An 18,579-nucleotide genomic window follows, 5' to 3' on the forward strand; every position below is an offset into this window, starting at 1 on the left:
CAGCTCCATCAACCAATAATCAATTGGTCAGTATTATTTATTTGAGTCCAGTGGCTAACTTATTCTTGAAATTTAGGGAAAAATAAAAATTTTTTTACTCTAAAATATTACAAAATCAGCTATTTTTCGGTCGCGATGAAAACAAAGCGATACAAGACTATTATAATACGATTTATAACAAGTTTAGGCCAACCTAAAACGCTAAATGAAAGCGGATTACATTACACGCTTTTACAGAATTCACGATTTTTGAGATATTCCGGTAATTGCACGGTAAAGCTGAGGGGTTATAGTATTCATCGTTGATAAAGATAAAGAGCAAAAAACCTGAACTACAGATAAAAAAGGATGAATCTATTTTATGAAAATTTCAAAGAAAGCTGTTAAAATCTCTGCTGCTGTTGCTGGTGCCGTAGCTTTGGGTACGGTAGGTACGGCAATTACTGCCAATGCCGACACGGTTTACACGGTTCAGTCCGGCGACACGCTGTCTGGAATTTCCACTAAGCTGGGTCACAATCTGGACTTTGTTGACCAACTGGCATCTAAGAACAACATTGCCAACAAGAACCTGATCTATGTAGGTCAAAAACTGGTTATCTCTGACGATGGCGAAGTATCCTCAGCAACTTCTGAACAAGCTGCTACGCTGCCAAGTGCTACGGCTGAAAATACGGCCACGGCAGAAGACACGACTTCTCAATCTGCAGGTGCTGCTGACTCTACGGCAGTTGACTCCAGTGCTGACCAAGCTACCAGTGATGCCGCTGCTGTTCAGGCTGCTAGTGACGCTGGTGCTTCTCAAGCGGCCGCAGCTCAAACACAAGCCGCTCAACAGCAAAGTGCTCAAGTTCAAGCAACTACTTATAACAACTACAACAATAACAACTACAGCACTACCACGACCTACACTTCTACGGTCAGTGGCGATGAAGCGAGTGCTAAGGCTTGGATTGCCAACAAGGAATCTGGCGGCAGCTACACGGCCCAAAACGGTCAATACTATGGTAAGTACCAATTGAGTTCTTCTTACTTGAATGGTGACTACTCAGCCGCCAACCAAGAACAGGTTGCTGATAATTACGTTAAGAATCGTTACGGTTCTTGGACAAACGCACAACAATTCTGGCAGACTCATGGCTGGTACTAAAAATCAGCTTAATTTAATAAAATGAAAAGCAATGGCAATTTTTGACCATTGCTTTTTTTGCATTGCCATTTTTTGAATCAGCGCGTAAGCTGGGACAAATTGATAAATTGGCGCAACTAGCAGTAATCGGCTAGTCTGGGATGCCAAAAGATGCGGAATCAATTTGATGCGGAGCGGGTGCTGCTTTAAATCGGCAGTTTAGTTTAGACAGGTCAGTATAAGTTAGATAGACGGAACGCGTGAATGGTTCGTCATGTTATAAGAAAGCTAAAGCAGATGTGCGGGCGATTTCTAGTAGTGATAGAATAAAACGCAGATAATAATTGAGAAGAGGGATTTGTGATGACTGTAATCAGCTGTCAACAAACACGAATTGAAACAACGCACCGGATTTTGAATGGCGACTTGAATGAGCATGGGACGCTGTTTGGTGGTCGCCTGCTGGAAGCAGTGGATGCGGAGGCTTCAGTCGCGGCAATGCGGGTTGCCAGAGCCACTTTAGTCACGGCAGCCATGGATTACGTTCAGTTCGTCAAGCCGTTTCACTTGCAGGATGCCATGATTGTTAGGGCAGTGGTTACTGGACTGGGGCATCGGTCAGTTGAGGTATTCGTAAAGGTTTTGGGCGAGCACTTGATGACTGGCGAACGTTTTGTTGGCTTTACCTGCTTTTTGACCTATGTAGTGCCAAGAGCAGAGTCGGGGTTGGCCTACGATGAATTGATTGCTGATAACGATGAAACCAAATATCTGTTGGCAGGCTATCAGGATCGTCGTGCGCAGCGGGCCACGGTTCGTCAACAGGAGCGCGATTTGTTGGCTCATTTGAGTGGCAAATAGGTGGGCAGATTGATTTACTACGGTTTGGAAATTATTAAGATGCTGGCGGGGTTTATCGGTATCTCACGAAAAAACTCAGATCTGAGATTATGATATTGTCATGCGATCGATTGTGATAATGGATTGTCAGCTTATTAGTGATGATAAATACCCCAGATGAAACTTTTATGCAGAAGAATTTGCATAAAATGCCCAAAGAAAAACGGATTACCTACTTTTCGCAAAAATCAATGTATAAGTAGGTAAAAATCAAAAGTTTGGTGCGATCGAATATGCAGTTATCTATTATTAGCTAAAAACAGCGAATAGTAGGTAGTCTTAGAACCCGCACCTAGATCAAGCCCGATTTTTTCACAAAATTAGTTGCTTAGCGGTGAAAAGATGGTCGCCGACTGAATTCACAGCAACTGGCAGTGGGGGATGTTCGTTCTGATCTGCTGATTCGTCAACCACCATCGATTAAAGTCATGGAATTTCCAGCTAGAAATAATTAAAATCTTGTTAAATGAAAAAGAGACATCCTGTTGTCCAAACAAGATGTCTCTTTTCTTTTATACTTAGAAGAATCCAGAATATGGCTTTTGGCAAACTGACTGATGCAGCCAATTCATAAGCGTAATGAAATCAAATACCGGTCGCTTGGCCGCTGCTTGAATGGCCGCGGCATATGGTGGCAAATCACTGCATTCCAATAAGATGGCCCCGACTTCGGGATGATTGGCAACTACCGCTTGAGCTTTTTGCATTAAGGCTTTAGTCAGCGCGCCATTATCAAGAACGGTTTGTCCATAGCGAATAGCGTGAAATTCGGGTAAGCTGCCAATGTCAACAAAAATCACATTACGGTCATCAGCGTTGACGTTATTCAACAGCTTTTGATCAGCACCATTAATATCAGCGACCAGTACGGCGATTTTTTGATTGGCTCGCAGGCTGAGTGAGATTAATGGCAATTGCGCAAGACTGGAAAGAATAACCGGAACGTGCACGCTGGCTTGAACCTGACGCTGAAAGTTGGCAAAGTAGCCACACGCGCCGACGATTGCCTTAACGCCTCTTGCTTCGAGATTTTTAGCCGCATTAACGATTACCTTGACGGTTGCTGGATCGTTTTCAAAGAGCTGTTCGATTTCAAGATCGATTACTTCACAGTCAACGGGAAAGTTGAAAGTCGTGGCATTGGCGACATTACCGGGAAGCTTGGGATAATTGAGATTAACCGCAATAATACCGATTGCGTTGCCAGCAATGGGACTGACGCTGGGCGAGACGGATTGATTTTGATTGTTAAAGTTAATGTAGCCGTATGGATCAGCCATGGTTCTGCTCCTTAAAGTTGCCATTTACCAAGTAGTCTAATAATTCTTCTTTATTAAGATGAGCGATGCCTGACTCATCCAGGGTGACGCCAGTTTGGTAAAAATCGGTGCCAACCATTGCTGATCCTAATGTGATGATGCTGTCGATTACTGGTGTTGCAACACCGAATTTCTTGCCCAATTCATGGTAAACGTGGCAACCGACAGGAATGTCTTCAGTAACGTAGCGATCATGAATACTGAATGGGCCGGTACCAAAAGCCATTGGAAACTGATCGTCAAACGGTGCCTCGGCCCCATTACCCATATATTCAGGTCCTAAAATATTTGAGCGTGAGAAGAAGGTCTTCTTTGGATAATGGGCAATGCCGACGCCAATTGTTTTGGCCAGTTGAATTTCTTCTTGGTAAAAGGCATATTGAACTTCAGAGACGGATTCCGTATAAACATGAGAGTAAATGGAAAAGTCGCTCTTATCATTACCACCAAAAACGCGTCCATAGTTTTCCATTACGGCAGCGCCCAGGATCGTGCCAGGGCAGTGCAGGGTCGGATTAACGTTGCTAAAGCCAATATCGAGCACCGTCTTGCCGCCAACCGGACCATCTCCAAATGTAATCGAATCAAAACAGCCGATGTGCTGCGTACTTTCCAGGAATTTTTCTTGATCAGTCGAAGGCAGAGCTGCTCCCCGCAAAGAGATTGCTCGGTAGCGGAAGAATACCCGTTTAGTGTCAATGCCGGCTTCTTTAACAATCCGCGTGCCATACGGCGCACTTGACCAGCCGCCAATGATCACGTTGAGTTCGGGACGCTTTTCTCGCAACTGTTTGCGTAAACGCAGACTGCCAAAGTTGTCAGGGATGATATGGATGATTTGGCCATCTTCCAAGAGTGGCACCAGCTGTTCAAAGAAAGCGTTGTGGCCAACTGAAGGAACGGCGACCAAAATAATCTGTGCGCCGGCAACGACTTCTTTTAAATCATCAGAAACGAGATCGAACTTGGCAATACTGCTGCGTTTAAAGTTATAGCGGTTATATTCAAATCCTTGAATCTCAATGCCAGTTTTGTCGATATCCTTTAACGACGCTTTGGCAAATTCTGGCAGATCAAACAATCGGACGTGGTTGCCAGCCAGCTTACAGTCGGCGGCGACAGAACGGCCAACCGCTCCAGCTCCTAAAACGGCAATCGTATATTTGGATAAGTTTTGTGCTACCATTTGAATTCATCTTTTCTTAATAAACAAAAACGCCCCCAGCAATGCACTTAGTCACTGCTAGGGGCGTATTATACGCGTTACCACCCTAAATTCGATAAAGGATTACTCCCTTATCCTCAACTGGTGCCTCCAAATAGGAGAGACCAGAACGGAATGTCGACCGTTGACCGGAAACTGTTTACCATAAGCTCACAGTTTCTAAGACTCAGAGACCATCTTCATTAAGCATTTGCCAACAGTTTTCACCAACCACCGTCTCTCTAAAGGCATCCCCTTAATTACTCATCTCTTCGATGTCATTAATTAATTTTTCATAATTATATAATGTTAGATTAATTATGTCAACGGAAATTTTGAAAAAACAGAAGTATAACTCAAGCTGCCAGCAAAAATTCAAGAAAAAACCGTAATTTTGGGGCTGAAATCTTCAAAAATACAACTTTTTTATTACAAATTACGGCATCCCTAACTTTTTTAATGAAACATTTGTGAAAACAAGGCCAGTCGCCAATCAGGACGTTTTTACCACACATTGTTTAGAATCTTTGAAACCGGCTTACATTACGAAACATTACGAAAAAGGCTTATTTTGATATTTTTGATTAACCCACGTGTAACGTTGAACCTGTATAGTAGTCACCGTTGATAAACAAGCAAGACAAAAACAAACGAAAAAGGATGGATTTGACTAATTATGAAGTTTAACAAGAAAGCTATGAAGATTACCGCAGCCGTTGCTGGTGCCGTTGCATTGGGAACGGTAGGAGCAGCAACTACGGCCAACGCCGACACGACCTACACGGTACAAGCCGGCGACACGCTTTCCAGCATTTCATACAAGTTGGGTCACAACCTGGACTTTGTTGACCAACTTGCCCAAAATAACAACATCGCCGACAAGAATCTAATCTACGTTGGTCAACAGCTGACGATCAAAGACGATGGTGAAGTTGTAGTCAGTGATCAAAATGGTCAACAGACTACGGTCGCCCAAGTTCAAACTCAGCCAGCTGCTCAAACGACTGCTGTTGCGCAATCAGCTGCCAGCCAGGCACCAGCAAGCACGCAATCAACGTACACTTCCGCTGTTGCTGGTAGCGATGCCGCAGCCAAGGCCTGGATTGCTGCTCGTGAATCCGGTGGCAGCTACACGGCTCAAAATGGTCAATACTACGGTAAGTACCAACTGAGCTCATCTTACTTGAATGGTGACTACTCTGCCGCCAACCAGGAACGCGTGGCTGATAATTACGTTGCCAGCCGCTACGGTTCTTGGACGGCTGCTCAACAATTCTGGCAAAGCCACGGCTGGTACTAAAATCCAGCGGCATTTGCCTAATCATCCCTGATCATTTGATTTCCCAAAAAACGATTTTAATTAATAAACATATTTCCTTACCGAAAGAAGCGGCCGCATTTTGCGCGTCGCTTTTTTCGTACGTTGGATCGGGTAAAAGATGGTTCAGCCATGATAAAAAGTGGAAAACCGCCAATCCAAAGTGCTGACCTGATACAATCAAAGAAAACAATCTGTAAAGAGGAAAAAATGCTAACTATATTATGACTTGAAAAAACAAACCATGCTGAAACAGCCGGAATTCTTTGATCTGACAACGGCTTGTGATACCTTAAACGGCGTATTGTTTGTCGGTTTGTTAAGATTATTGAATAAGAGCTGTTACCGCGCTTTAAGCAGATTAAGCTGATCAGGATCAAAAGACGGGCCAGAATCTGAATCAGTTTTTTGATCTTTCGCGGCGCACAAAAGAACTCAAGAATGCCAGTGAGAAACTTCTGCGACGAATCACGGATGAAACGCTGCAGCTGCATTTTACCAAGGATCATTTATTTCACAGTAAGTATTTTATCTTTGAACACGTCGCGTTTACTGAGGGGGATAACTAGCGATTCAGCGTTTCAAAGGCCATCTTCAATAATCTTAAAGGCAGCACCTACGAAAACATCAACCAGACCCTGGATAACTACTATAATATGTTCCCATGCGAAGCAGGCGTAGCACTTGATTAATACGACAACGTCATGGTTTTAGACATCGACCGCTTTAACCATTTTGTCGACGAGCCGTTGATTCGTCGCTACTATGAGCAACTGCATCAAAAAGAAAACCAGCAGGATCAATTAACGCAACTGTTAAAAGCACAGGCCCAGCAGTCTGCTGAACAGGCGGAGCGCCAGCAAAAGCATGATGAGATGATGCTCAAAGCTATGGAACAGTTGGCTCAAAAAGAACAGCGGCCTAAAAAGCATGGTATATGGTCGCAATTGTTTAGATCAGATGATGATTAGCGGATCTAAGCAAGTTGATCGTAAATGCCAAAAAATGTCTCATGCGCTCAACAGTAAAGAGCGGTCGCGACTACGATGTTTAGGGGGATTTGGTAATGATTAAACTGATTGCAGTTGATATTGATGGCACGCTGCTTAATGATCAAGGACAGATTCTGCCAGCAACGATTCAAGCGGTCAAGCAGGCAACCGCAGCCGGCAAAAAAGTCGTGCTGTGCACTGGTCGGCCGCTTTGTGGCGTGACCGATTATCTCAAACAGCTGGGATTATGGCAGCAGGCAGACCAGTACGTGATCAGCTATAATGGCTCACTGATTCAGACCACGAATCAAGTAACGCTTTTAAGCCACCAGCTGCAGTTTAACGATTATTTGGACCTGCTTGAGCTTGCCCATCAAAATAAGGCGGCCTTCAGTCTGTTGACGCCGGACTGCATGTATGTCGAGCCAGAAGACGTCAATGAGATTATCTTAAAAGAGGCTGCTACAGTCAGCATCGAGCTGCAGCAGCAATCAGCAGCAAAAATGGAGACGCTGTCTGATCTGGTACCGGTCAAGGGGATGGTTTTAGATGAGCCGGCTAAGCTAGATCAATTGGAAAAAGTCATGCCAACGGAATTCAAGCAGCGCTTTACGGTACTGCGCAGTCAGATCGATCATCTAGAGTTTACGCACCCTTTGGCCAGTAAGGAATACGCATTGCAGCAGCTGGCCAAGCGATTAGGAATTAAACCAGCTGAGGTCATGGCTATTGGCGATGAAAAAAATGATTTGGGGATGCTCAAAACGGCTGGTATGGGGATTGCAATGGGCAATGCCGTTCCTGAGCTGCAGGCGCTTGCTGATCAAATAACGACCGATAACAATCATAATGGTGTTGGTGAAGCGATTGCTAAGTGGCAATAGTTGGCAGACAGTCAGTAAGGCGGAAAATGATCCAGTAGCTAATTAAGAAAAAACGGGTTTGATCAATGTGCTCAAACCCGTTTTGTTTTTGCATACAATGGTATATTTTCAGAATATTATACATATAACGACGGAGAACAGTTTTTGCTCTTATGAAACCTGTTGTTTATTTATTAAAAATACATCCGTTATAAAAGCGCTTAAACCGCCTAAACATAATTATTATTCAAAGAATATTAGAAAATAATCAAGAAAAGGTTGTCGAATTTTAATTCCTGCGTTATATTACTACCAACGATTTTATTAATTATTTATGCAATAACAACCAAGGAGGTCACAGATTATGAACGCAGCCATCATCGGAGTGACTGGCTATAGCGGCACGGTTTTGTACCAACTGCTCAACCAGCACCCAGCTGTTGAAAACATTCACTTGTACGGTCATCAAAAAGATGTTGCCAAGCCGCGCTTTTTGAATGATGAAGTAGAGGCCTTCTGTGACCGACGAATCTTGATTGAGCCTTATGATGTCCGAAAAATCATGGCTGAAAATGACGTTGTGTTTTTTGCCACGCCCGCCGGAGTCACTTCTAAGCTGGCCAAGCCTTACTTGGAAGCGGGCTTTCCGGTAATTGATCTTTCCGGTGACATGCGCTTAAAAGATCCCGCTGCCTATGAAAAGTGGTACCACAAGGATGCGGCACCGGCTGCTGAGCTGGCTCAAGCACAATATGGACTGGCTGATTTTAATGCCGTTCAAAAAGGCTACGTTGCCAATCCCGGTTGCTATGCGACGGCTACGCTTTTGGGACTGGCGCCGCTTATCAAGAGTCATTTGATTGAGCCGGATTCGATTATCGTTGATGCCAAGTCAGGGCTTTCCGGTGCCGGCAAGAAATTGACGACTAGCTCGCATTTTGCCTGGATTAATGAAAACTCGCAGCCATACAAGGTTAATCAGCACCAGCACATTCCGGAGATTATCCAGCAGCTGCAGGTCTGGGATCAAAACGTCAAGGCATTGCAGTTTACAACGACTTTAATTCCCGTTACGCGTGGCATCATGGCCTCGATTTATGCCAAACCGTTGCCAGGCGTTGATGAAATTCAGCTGGATAAAGCCTTTGAAGAATGCTACGGCAAGCGACGATTCATTCGTTTGATCAAAAACGGCTGGCCAAGCATCAAAGAAGTCAGCCATTCCAATTTCTGCGACCTGGGTTGGGCACTGGATCCAAACAGTCACACGATCCTGGTCGTTTCCGTAATCGATAATTTGATGAAAGGGGCTGCCGGTCAAGCAGTCCAAAACCTGAACCATATGTTTGAACTGGATGAGACGCTGGGGCTGCCAATGATTCCCAGCTGGCCATAATGAAAGGATGTCTTTAATATGATGGAACCACAAACTACACCTAATATTGCCTCAATTACCGAAACTGCCTTTACCTGGCCAAAGGGATTTTACAGTGACGGTCTGCATGCCGGTCTTAAAGCCGAAAAACCGGATCTGGGCTGGCTGTTTTCCAAGGTTCCGGCCAGTGCCGCGGGGGTTTATACGACCAACCAATTCTGCGCGGCCCCAACTGCCTTGACGAAAGAAACGATCAATCATGATCATCAGCTGCAGGGAATCATCGTCAACAGTGCAATTGCTAATTCTTGTACAGGTCCCCAAGGTAAGCTGGATGCTTTGAAGGAACAGGCACTGATGGCTAAAAAACTGGGGGTCAGTCAAAATCTGATCGGGGTGGCTTCAACCGGCGTGATCGGTGAAATGCTGCCAATGGATAAGATCAAGGCTGGAATTGCCAAGCTGAAGCAAACCAAATCAGCTAAAGTCACCGAAGCCGTTTTGACTACCGATACGCATACCAAAACGATTGCCGTTACGTTTGAGATTGCGGGCCACCAATGTACAATGGCCGGATTTTGCAAAGGCTCGGGAATGATTCACCCTAAGATGGCAACCATGCTGGGCTTTGTAATGACGGATGCCAAGATCAGCGGGGCCTGCCTGCAAGATCTGCTTAGCGAAGAAGTCGACACGACTTTTAATCAAATTACGGTTGATGGTGACAACTCTACCAACGATATGGTCGTTACGATGGCTAATGGGCTGGCAATGAAAGATGAAGAAGCTTTAACGCCAAATCACCCCGACTATTCAGTCTTTGCCCAGGCCTATCATCAAGTTTTGAGTGCCCTGGCCAAAGAAATTGCCCGTGATGGCGAAGGGGCAACCAAGCTGGTCGAAGCCAACGTCAAGGGTGCGGCCAATGATTTGGATGCTCAGCACGTCGCCAAGGCAATCGTAGGATCTAATCTGGTCAAGGCAGCTCTGTTTGGTCAAGATGCCAACTGGGGCCGGATCATGGGAGCGATCGGGGCTACAGATGCCGACTTGGACGTCAATCGCGTGGATATTAAGCTCAATGGCATCAATATTGTCTTGAGCAGCCATGGTGTTGAATATGACGAATGGCTGCTGCGGCAAAAACTGGCTAAAGATCAGATCAAAATCGATGTTGATCTGCACCACGGCTTTGGTAAGGGACAGGCATGGGGATGTGATCTGACTTACAAATATGTACAGATCAATGCCTCGTACCGGAGCTAGGGGGCTTAAATGAAAGATCTGATCATTATTAAGATCGGCGGCCAGGCCATCAGTGAGTTGACTGAGGATTTTTTTGAGCAGCTGGCCATCCGGCATGCCCAAGGGAAAAAGATTCTGCTGCTGCATGGCGGCGGGCCATTGATCACTAAGCTTTGCCAGCAGCTGCAGGTCCCAGTCGTTAAAAAAGATGGCGTGCGGATAACCGATATGCAGACCTTGGCGTTGACCAAGCTGGTTTTGCTGGGACAGGCTCAGCCATTGCTTTTACAAAAACTCAGTGCACACCACTTGCCAGTCGTTGGGCTAAATGCTGCGGACAATCAGATGCTGGTGGGCAAGTATCTGGATCAAAGCGTCTATGGTCAAGTGGGAAAAGTCGTTAGCGTCAATCAGTCAGCCTTGCTGAAGCTTTTAGACAGCTACATCGGGGTTTTGGCACCATTGGCCGTTACTAAAAACGGTAACTGGCTCAATGTCAATGCCGATCAAGCGGCAGCCGACACTGCCAGTCTGCTGGGGGCCAAAAAACTTTATTTGATGACTGACGTGGCTGGCGTCTTGAACCATCATCAATTGATTGCGCACCTCACTAAGCCGATCTCACAAAAATTAATTGCTGAAAAAATCATCAAAAGCGGGATGCAGCCAAAAATCAAGGCTGCCTTTGCTGCCTGTGCCGCGGGTGTTGAGCAGGTTGCTATCACCAATTGTCTAAAAAATCCCGGCACGATTATTACCAAGGAGTAACGATATGAATCATCTATTTCCAACTTATACCCGGTTCCCATTTGAAATCGTAAAAGGAACCGGCGCCCATCTATTTGATGAACAGGGTAATGAATATCTCGACTTAACCAGCGGCATCGGCGTCTGTGGCTTGGGCTACAACGTCAAGGAACTCAACGATGCCGTCGAACAGCAATTGCATCAGGTTTGGCACACGTCCAATCTGTATGAGAGCTCGTTGCAAGAAAGCGTTGCGGCCAAATTAGGCGTTGAATCCGACATGCTGGTAAGCTTTGCCAATTCAGGGACTGAAGCTAACGAAGCAGCTTTGAAGCTGGCGCGCAAGGCAACGGGACGACTGGATTTTCTGGCGTTTGACCACTCATTTCACGGCCGTTCCGCGGGATCATTAACGGTTACGGGCAATCAAGGTATTAAAGAAGGCTTCTTGCCACTGGTGCCGGGTGCACGCTTTGCTAAATATAACGATTATGCGGCTTTAGATGAGATCAAACCGGATCTGGCTGGGGTGATCTTAGAAGTTGTTCAGGGCGAAGGCGGCGTGATTGCGGGGGATGCCAAGTGGCTCAAGGCTGTTGAAGAAAAATGCCATGAAGTCGGAGCTTTGCTGTTGATTGACGAGGTGCAGACCGGGATGGGACGGACTGGTTCATTGTTTGCCTTTGAGCAGTTTGGCCTGCATCCGGATATCTATACAGTTGCTAAAGGGCTGGCCAATGGAATTCCGGTTGGGGCCATGGTTGGCAAAAAAGAACTTGGACAATATTTTGGCCCTGGCAGTCATGGTTCAACGTTTGCCGGTAATCCATTAGCAATGGCGGCCGCTCAGCAGGTATTAAAAATGCTGGATAATGATTTCTTGAATGCAGTTGGGCAAAAAGCTGCCGTGATGCATCAGACAATGGAAAATGAGCTGTTAGATCTGGACATGGTTAAATCAATCAGTGGATTGGGGCTGATGATTGGCATTCACTTGGATCAGTCGGTACCAGTCGGTCAGGTGCTGGATCAGTTGCATGCTCAGCGCGTCCTGGCGCTTTCGGCTCGTGACAATACCTTGCGTTTGTTGCCGCCATTGATTGCCAGTCAAGACGAGCTGCTGACTGGTGTCGATGAGATCAAAAAGGCGCTGAATGCAGTTGAATCGGCGACCACTACCGCATAAATAAAATCCGCCAAGCCAAAAATGGTTTGACGGATTTTTATCGTTGGGGATGATGGCGTGCTGCTTAACAAATTGGCTTGATGAAAATTGATTTTCTGAGTGAATCTAGTGGATTGATCTTGAATGATACCGATTTATCGAATGAAAGAAAAATCATATGATACAAAAATATTTTATTAGCTAGGACGTTTAAAGCCAATCGTCCCAACGATGAAAGCTCTTACTAGAGTAGGAGCTTGAATGAAAAGGTCAGCAAAGGTCAAACTGATTTTGCTGAGGAGCAGTGAATTTAGCAAAGTGAAGGGTTGTATTTTTTAATATACAAACTAAGATGAAAGTGTACAAATGATATGAGTTATTATAGGAAAGGAAGTTTTGGATATGGCTAATGAAATTCAACGTCATAACAACATGTTTGACGACGTAATGAGCGCTGGCATGCGCAACCTGCTGAACGACAATTTCTTCTCTGGCTTTAATGCTAAGGCAGATCATATGAAGACTGACATTGCGGAAACCGAGAAGAACTACGTCGTTAAAGTCGACATGCCCGGCTTTGACAAGAAGGACATTCACATCAATTATGAGAACAACATCCTGACGATCACGGGTCGCCGTGACACGTTTGACGACCTTTCTGATAAGGATGGCAACATTCTGCACAGCGAACGCAACCATGGTCAAATGAGCCGTTCATTCCGTCTGCCGGAAGTTGACCTGAAGAAGGCATCTGCTCACTATAGCGATGGGGTTCTGGTTCTGACGCTGCCTAAGCTGGCACCAGAAGCCGGTACGGGCACGCATATCGAAATCGAATAATTTAATTGACAAGTAATCTTTAAATGAGTAGCAGTTTTAAATTGCTACTCATTTTTTGTTTTGTCTATGTAAATGCTTTCACGAATTTGCTATAATTAATTTGTATAATTTAACAATTCTATAATCACTTTATTATCTTTATAGCTAAAGGAGGGGACGTTTTGGAAAACGCAAAGCCAACCAAAAAAACCGGTTTAAGATGCCATCCGCGTTTACGATTTTATTTTTCATTATCGTCGTCTTGGCAGTCTTAACCTGGTTTATTCCAGCCGGTAAGTACGCTACCGATTCAGCTGGCAACATTATTGCTCATACCTACCATACCGTTTCGCCACACCCACAAGGCATCTGGGATGTCTTCATGGCAATGGTCATCGGGATGATTGGTGACAGCAAGACGGAAGGGGCGATTCAGATCGCACTGTTCATCTTGGTAATCGGTGGGTTCTTAGGCGTTGTTAACAAAACTGGAGCTTTAAACAATGGGATTTCGGCTGTCGTTCATCGTTATGAGGGCCGCGAACGGACATTGATTCCAATTTTGATGATTATATTTGCTTTGGGGGGTACAACCTATGGCATGGGTGAAGAGACGCTGGCCTTTTACCCCTTGCTGATTCCAGTGATGATCGGTTGCGGCTTTGACTCGATCGTTGCGGTGGCCGTGGCTTTAGTCGGCACGCAGCTGGGCTGTCTAGCATCAACGGTCAACCCATTTGCCACTGGGGTTGCATCTGCTACATTAAAGATCTCGCCAGGTGAAGGCTTGATTCCACGGCTGATCCTGCTGGTAATCGTCACGGCACTTGGTATCTGGTACACGATGCACTATGCTGACCAGGTAAAAAAAGATCCAACCAAATCATTAGTCTACGCGCAGCGGACTGAAGATGAAAAACGGTTTGACATTTCCGAAAAGACGCAGGACACGCAGCCATTAACCAAGGTGCAAAAACGCGTGCTGTGGCTGTTTGGGATCACGTTTGTAATTATGATCATGGGGCTGGTGCCATGGACTGATCTGAACAAGCATTGGACGGCCTTTGATACGTTTACCAACTGGCTGCATGGCATTCCGTTCCTGGGCGTTTTGATCGGTAAAGACATCCCAGCCTTAGGGACTTGGTACTTTAACGAAATTACGCTGCTGTTTATCTTCATGTCAGTAGTCATCATGTTTGTCGCACATATGAAAGAAAGCGAATTTATCGACGCCTTCTTAAAGGGAATGGACGACCTGCTCAGTGTTGCGATTATCGTGGCTGTTGCACGTGGCATTCAGGTTATCATGAACAATGGTATGATCACGGCAACTGTTTTGCACTGGGGCGAAGTTGGACTGGGCGGCCTGTCGCGCAGTGCCTTCATCATTTTGACCTACATTTTCTACATTCCAATGTCATTCCTGATTCCATCAACTTCCGGTTTGGCTGCCGCTACGATGGGCATTATGGGGCCACTGGGACACTTCTGTCATGTTTCCAGCAGTCTGGTTATTACGGCTTACCAAGCAGCTTCTGGCTGGATTAACCTGATTACGCCAACTTCTGGCATCGTGATGGGGGCATTGGCAATCGCGCACGTCAACATCAGCGTCTGGTGGAAGTGGATGGCCAAGTTCATGGTGATCCTGTTCCTGGTTACCTGCGTCTTCTTAGGCGTTGCCGCGGTACTTTAGATTTTTTGATCATATCAGGGGGAATTAATATGGGAGCAGAATTGGTTCAAGAACAAGAGCGCAAGGCAGCTTTAAAGGCCTTAAAGCGGCTGGTAGCCAAGCCCTCTTATAATGAGGCTCCAGCACCGGGCGCACCATTCGGATCCAAGATCAGGGTGGCCTTGGATGAATTGATGAAAATCTGTGACGAACTGGGCTATCAGACCTATGAGGATCCGGATGGCTACTATGGCTATGCCGAAACCGGTACGGGTGATGAGACGTTTGGCATCATTGGCCATGTTGATACGGTACCGGCTGGCGATTTAAGCACTTGGGAGCATGATCCGTATTGTGGCGAGACTTTTGGCGATGTGGTCTATGGGCGCGGCGTACAAGATGACAAAGGTCCCGTCATTGCGGCTTTGTTTGCGGTTAAGGCACTGGAGAATCGCGGCTTGCAGTTTAATAAAAAAATCCGCTTTATCTTTGGTACCGATGAAGAAACGCTGTGGCGCGGGATTGCCAAGTACAACCAAAAAGAAGCGCCAATTGATTTGGGATTTTCGCCAGACGCTGAATTTCCGGTTACTTATGCTGAAAAAGGGCTGCAGCAGTCGTATCTAGTCGGCCCCGGCAGCGAGCAGTTGGTCGTAGATACCGGCAGTGCGTTTAATGCAGTACCGGATCGTGCTGAATATGCCGGACTAAAACAAAGCGAGGTCAAGGTGGCACTTGAAAAACATGGGTTTAAATATCATGAGGAAGATGGCAAATTAGTCGTTGAGGGACGAGCTATTCATACCATGCTGGCTCCTCAAGGCGTGAACGCGGTCTTAAGGTTAGCCATTGCCTTGGATGACGTTTTTAAAGGCTTTGGACCATTGGACTTTATTGGTCAGTGCTTTAAAGAAGATGCCACGGGAACCAATCTGTTGGGTGATGTCAAAGACGAGGCATCAGGACACTTGACGTTTAACATCTCAAGTCTGAAGATCACGCCAAAAGAGACGCGGATGCAGATTGATCTGCGAATTCCGGTGGCGATTGATCGGGATGCGCTGCTGGAAAAATTAAGTCAAAACGTTGCCAAATATGATTTGAAATACGAGCATTTTGACTATGTGGCACCGCTGTATGTTCCGAAAGACACTGAGCTGGTTAAGACACTGATGGCGGTTTATCAAGATCAAACCGGCGACACTAAGTCTCAGCCGCAAGTCAGCGGCGGGGCAACGTTTGCGCGGACGATGCATAACTGCGTGGCCTTTGGCGCCATGCTGCCGACCACGCCTGACTTTATGCATCAAGCCAATGAGCAGTGGCCGCTCAAGGATATGTTCAAGGCCATGGACATCTTTGCCGAAGCAGTCAAACGTTTGTGCGTAGACTAAAGGATTTTAAATAAATTAAAAAGCAGTCACGAGTCTATGCTCGCGGCTGCTTTTTTGAAAATCGGGTCTGCTTTAGATGTGTTCTTTAATGCCGTTGGGAAAGTCCTTATCGATTTCCTTTAAGATTGGCAATAAAGTGTTGATGTATTCATGATAGGCCTCAATTGGCTTGCGGTCCTTGCCGTTTGCCTGCAAAAGTGCAATGGCAATATCATGTGCACGTTGTTCATTGCTGATCATATTATTCACCTCAATTACAGTTTAACAAATTTTATCGTCAGCTGCGAAATCCAGCCAGCCAGAACCGTCGTTTTTAAAATGACCATAGTATAAAAGCCAACCAAAACGCCCGCGGTATTAGTAATGACGTCATCAATATCGACAAAGCGTTCAACATGAAAAAGAAGATCGCATAAAAATTGCGTGGTTTCAATTGAGATTCCCAGCAGGATGCCAAACAGCAGTACAAATTTGCAATCATGCCGATCACTCAGCAGATACCAATAGATGCCCGCTGGAACCGTCATGACGATATTTAAGAAAAAATCAGGCGACAAGGCTTGAAACGGAATGATGTTGCAGGGAACACCTAAGACGTGATAAAAAATCTTATGCGGACCGCCCCAGTTATACTGGGTTGGCGTAAAACAGAGATAGGCGATTGCCAAAGTATAGATTAAGGCACTCAACATCGTAAACCATTGCCAGCCATGGAGCGGTAGACGCAAGGTCTGATTAAGCATGGTGCCCCAGATGATTAATAGTATTATAAATGGAATCCAAGAACGCAAAATTAAAAATCTCCCCAATAACTCTAACTAAAATTTAAAAACGTGGTACAATAAAGATTCTAGGTTTTACCCTCCAGTCTAGCAAAAAATGCTGGGCAGGTTAAGAGAAGGAGGAAATTAAATATGGCGGAAAAGCAACCGGATCAGCAAACGCTGTCACGGGGCTTAAAGGATCGTCACGTACAGCTGATTGCTCTTGGTGGTGCGATCGGTACGGGACTGTTCTTGGGTTCTGGGAAATCCATTCACGCTGCTGGTCCTTCCATTCTGCTGGCATATCTGATTACGGGGATCATGTGCTTCTTGTTGATGCGGGCGTTGGGCGAGCTCTTGCTGGCCGACCTGCATTACAATTCTTTTGTTGATGCGATTCGAGATTATCTGGGATCACGGGTCTCATTTATCACCGGCTGGACGTACTGGCTGTGTTGGGTCGCAATCGCAATGGCGGAAGTTACCGCGATCGGTATGTACGTTCAATTATGGCTGCCAAATTGTCCACAATGGGTGCCGGGGCTGATTACGCTGGCCGTACTCTTGTGTGTCAACTTGATTACGGTTGGTGCGTTTGGTGAGGTTGAATCTTGGTTTGCACTGATTAAGATTTTCGCGATCCTGCTGCTGATCGTAATCGGGGTCGGGATGATGCTGGTGCGCTTCAAAAGCCCCAACGGCATTGTTACCTCGCCAAGCAACCTGGTATCGCATGGCGGATTTTTCGCGACTGGTCTGGACGGCTTTTTGAAGTCTTTTCAAATGGTCATCTTCTCGTTTGCCGGGATTGAAATGGTTGGGATGACGGCTGCCGAAACGGCTAATCCCCGCAGGGTCATTCCTAAGGCCATTAACGACATTCCGGTTCGGATTCTATTATTCTACATTGGCGCTTTGCTTGTGATTATGAGCATCTATCCATGGAATCGCCTGAACCCCAATGCAAGTCCGTTTGTTATGGTCTTTAAGGATATTGGCATTTCTTCAGCAGCCTCAATCATCAATTTTGTAGTGTTAACGGCGGCCGCTTCATCTTGCAACAGTGCTTTGTATACGACTGGGCGCATGTTGGCCGAATTGACGTCAACATCACGACGGCCTTCAATTCGTAAGATCAGCCGCATTTCCAAGAATTCGGTTCCCGCTACGGCGATCGTTATTTCAGCACTTTTGATGGGGCTGTCTTCGCTGTTGAACTACCTGATTCCTTCTGAAGTATTTACGTTGGTATCCAGTGTGGCGACGACCAGCTTCCTGTTTATCTGGGGAACGATTGTTGCAGCTCACCTGCGCTATCGTAAACTGCACCCAGAAGGCAGTGGCTTTAAGATGCCAGGGACACCAGTAACTGACTGGATGGTCTTGATTTTCCTGTTTGCCGTGGGCGTGATCTTGATGTTCAGCTATGACACGAGAATTGCCTTGATCATCGCGTTAGTCTGGCTGGCATTTATGACGATTCTGTCTATGACGTTTAAAGAATATAAATATAACTAACTAAAAAACTTCTCGATTTTTGGTCGGGAAGTTTCTTTTTTTGCTTCTTAAGTTTAATCACGTTGGCTTTGGCAGTGACTGTTGCAATAGCAGCGTTTCTCATCCAGCATATCGCAGTGACAGATGCCATCTGCACTGGCACAAGGACA

General features: G+C 45.8%; 17 protein-coding genes and 1 other annotated feature. Of the genes, 13 read left to right on the forward strand and 4 right to left on the reverse strand.

Annotated elements, in window-relative coordinates; translation table 11 throughout:
* The first annotated feature begins 361 nt into the window (after positions 1–361).
* Both apf (QOS03_RS05780) and QOS03_RS05785 read left to right on the forward strand, forming a co-directional pair.
* Positions 362–1,150 (forward strand): aggregation-promoting factor, encoded by a 789-nt coding sequence (apf, locus tag QOS03_RS05780; RefSeq protein WP_283575679.1) that lies wholly within the window; start codon positions 362–364, stop codon positions 1,148–1,150.
* Between the two features lie 342 nt (positions 1,151–1,492).
* Complete coding sequence (locus tag QOS03_RS05785; RefSeq protein WP_283575680.1) at positions 1,493–1,990, forward strand: acyl-CoA thioesterase; 498 nt, start codon at positions 1,493–1,495, stop codon at positions 1,988–1,990.
* Positions 1,991–2,547: 557 nt separating this feature from the next.
* Here the strand turns inward: QOS03_RS05785 and QOS03_RS05790 are convergent.
* Together QOS03_RS05790 and QOS03_RS05795 are read right to left on the reverse strand one after the other, a co-directional pair.
* Positions 2,548–3,309, reverse strand: a complete 762-nt coding sequence (locus tag QOS03_RS05790) for an aspartate/glutamate racemase family protein (RefSeq protein ID WP_283575681.1) — start codon at positions 3,307–3,309, stop codon at positions 2,548–2,550.
* Positions 3,302–4,534 carry an NAD/NADP-dependent octopine/nopaline dehydrogenase family protein gene (locus tag QOS03_RS05795; RefSeq protein WP_283575682.1) on the reverse strand — a complete coding sequence of 411 codons (1,233 nt, stop codon included), beginning with the start codon at positions 4,532–4,534 and terminating at the stop codon, positions 3,302–3,304. Before QOS03_RS05795 ends, QOS03_RS05790 begins: the two co-directional genes overlap by 8 nt.
* 56 nt (positions 4,535–4,590) lie before the next feature.
* Positions 4,591–4,837 (reverse strand) — a binding site (T-box leader).
* Positions 4,838–5,228: 391 nt separating this feature from the next.
* On the opposite strand from QOS03_RS05795, the gene apf (QOS03_RS05800) reads away from it, so the two are divergent.
* The 10 genes from apf (QOS03_RS05800) to QOS03_RS05845 all read left to right on the forward strand — a co-directional run bounded on the left by apf (QOS03_RS05800) (position 5,229) and on the right by QOS03_RS05845 (position 16,148).
* Positions 5,229–5,852, forward strand: coding sequence for an aggregation-promoting factor (gene apf, locus QOS03_RS05800; protein ID WP_283575683.1), 624 nt, complete (start codon positions 5,229–5,231; stop codon positions 5,850–5,852).
* Positions 5,853–6,574: 722 nt separating this feature from the next.
* Positions 6,575–6,841, forward strand: coding sequence for a hypothetical protein (locus tag QOS03_RS05805; protein WP_283575684.1), 267 nt, complete (start codon positions 6,575–6,577; stop codon positions 6,839–6,841).
* Positions 6,842–6,936: 95 nt separating this feature from the next.
* A complete protein-coding gene (locus tag QOS03_RS05810) occupies positions 6,937–7,746 on the forward strand; it encodes a Cof-type HAD-IIB family hydrolase (RefSeq protein ID WP_283575685.1) in 810 nt (269 codons plus the stop codon).
* A gap of 343 nt (positions 7,747–8,089) precedes the next feature.
* Positions 8,090–9,121 carry an N-acetyl-gamma-glutamyl-phosphate reductase gene (gene argC, locus QOS03_RS05815; protein ID WP_283575686.1) on the forward strand — a complete coding sequence of 344 codons (1,032 nt, stop codon included), beginning with the start codon at positions 8,090–8,092 and terminating at the stop codon, positions 9,119–9,121.
* A gap of 21 nt (positions 9,122–9,142) precedes the next feature.
* Complete coding sequence (gene argJ, locus QOS03_RS05820) at positions 9,143–10,366, forward strand: bifunctional glutamate N-acetyltransferase/amino-acid acetyltransferase ArgJ (RefSeq protein ID WP_408612076.1); 1,224 nt, start codon at positions 9,143–9,145, stop codon at positions 10,364–10,366.
* Positions 10,367–10,375: 9 nt separating this feature from the next.
* Positions 10,376–11,113: an acetylglutamate kinase gene (argB, locus tag QOS03_RS05825; RefSeq protein WP_283575688.1), complete on the forward strand. Its 738-nt coding sequence runs from the start codon at positions 10,376–10,378 to the stop codon at positions 11,111–11,113.
* 4 nt (positions 11,114–11,117) lie between these two features.
* The gene (locus QOS03_RS05830) at positions 11,118–12,278 is read left to right on the forward strand and encodes an acetylornithine transaminase (protein ID WP_283575689.1); all 1,161 of its coding nucleotides are present in this window, start codon (positions 11,118–11,120) and stop codon (positions 12,276–12,278) included.
* A 381-nt stretch (positions 12,279–12,659) separates the two neighbouring features.
* Positions 12,660–13,097 carry an Hsp20/alpha crystallin family protein gene (locus tag QOS03_RS05835; RefSeq protein WP_283575691.1) on the forward strand — a complete coding sequence of 146 codons (438 nt, stop codon included), beginning with the start codon at positions 12,660–12,662 and terminating at the stop codon, positions 13,095–13,097.
* Between the two features lie 199 nt (positions 13,098–13,296).
* Positions 13,297–14,775 (forward strand): YfcC family protein, encoded by a 1,479-nt coding sequence (locus QOS03_RS05840; protein WP_283575692.1) that lies wholly within the window; start codon positions 13,297–13,299, stop codon positions 14,773–14,775.
* A gap of 29 nt (positions 14,776–14,804) precedes the next feature.
* Entirely contained in the window at positions 14,805–16,148 is a 1,344-nt protein-coding gene (locus tag QOS03_RS05845; protein ID WP_283575693.1) for a M20 family metallopeptidase, read from the forward strand.
* Positions 16,149–16,220: 72 nt separating this feature from the next.
* On the opposite strand, the gene QOS03_RS05850 is transcribed toward QOS03_RS05845, so the two are convergent.
* Both QOS03_RS05850 and QOS03_RS05855 read right to left on the reverse strand, forming a co-directional pair.
* Positions 16,221–16,388 carry a hypothetical protein gene (locus QOS03_RS05850; RefSeq protein ID WP_006500145.1) on the reverse strand — a complete coding sequence of 56 codons (168 nt, stop codon included), beginning with the start codon at positions 16,386–16,388 and terminating at the stop codon, positions 16,221–16,223.
* Between the two features lie 14 nt (positions 16,389–16,402).
* A complete protein-coding gene (locus tag QOS03_RS05855) occupies positions 16,403–16,939 on the reverse strand; it encodes a VanZ family protein (protein ID WP_169462584.1) in 537 nt (178 codons plus the stop codon).
* Positions 16,940–17,062: 123 nt separating this feature from the next.
* Between QOS03_RS05855 and QOS03_RS05860 the strand changes: the two genes are divergently transcribed.
* A complete protein-coding gene (locus tag QOS03_RS05860) occupies positions 17,063–18,430 on the forward strand; it encodes an amino acid permease (RefSeq protein ID WP_283575694.1) in 1,368 nt (455 codons plus the stop codon).
* The last annotated feature ends 149 nt before the right edge of the window (positions 18,431–18,579 follow it).

Source organism: Limosilactobacillus pulli, from assembly GCF_947381555.1.
GTDB lineage: Bacteria > Bacillota > Bacilli > Lactobacillales > Lactobacillaceae > Limosilactobacillus > Limosilactobacillus pulli.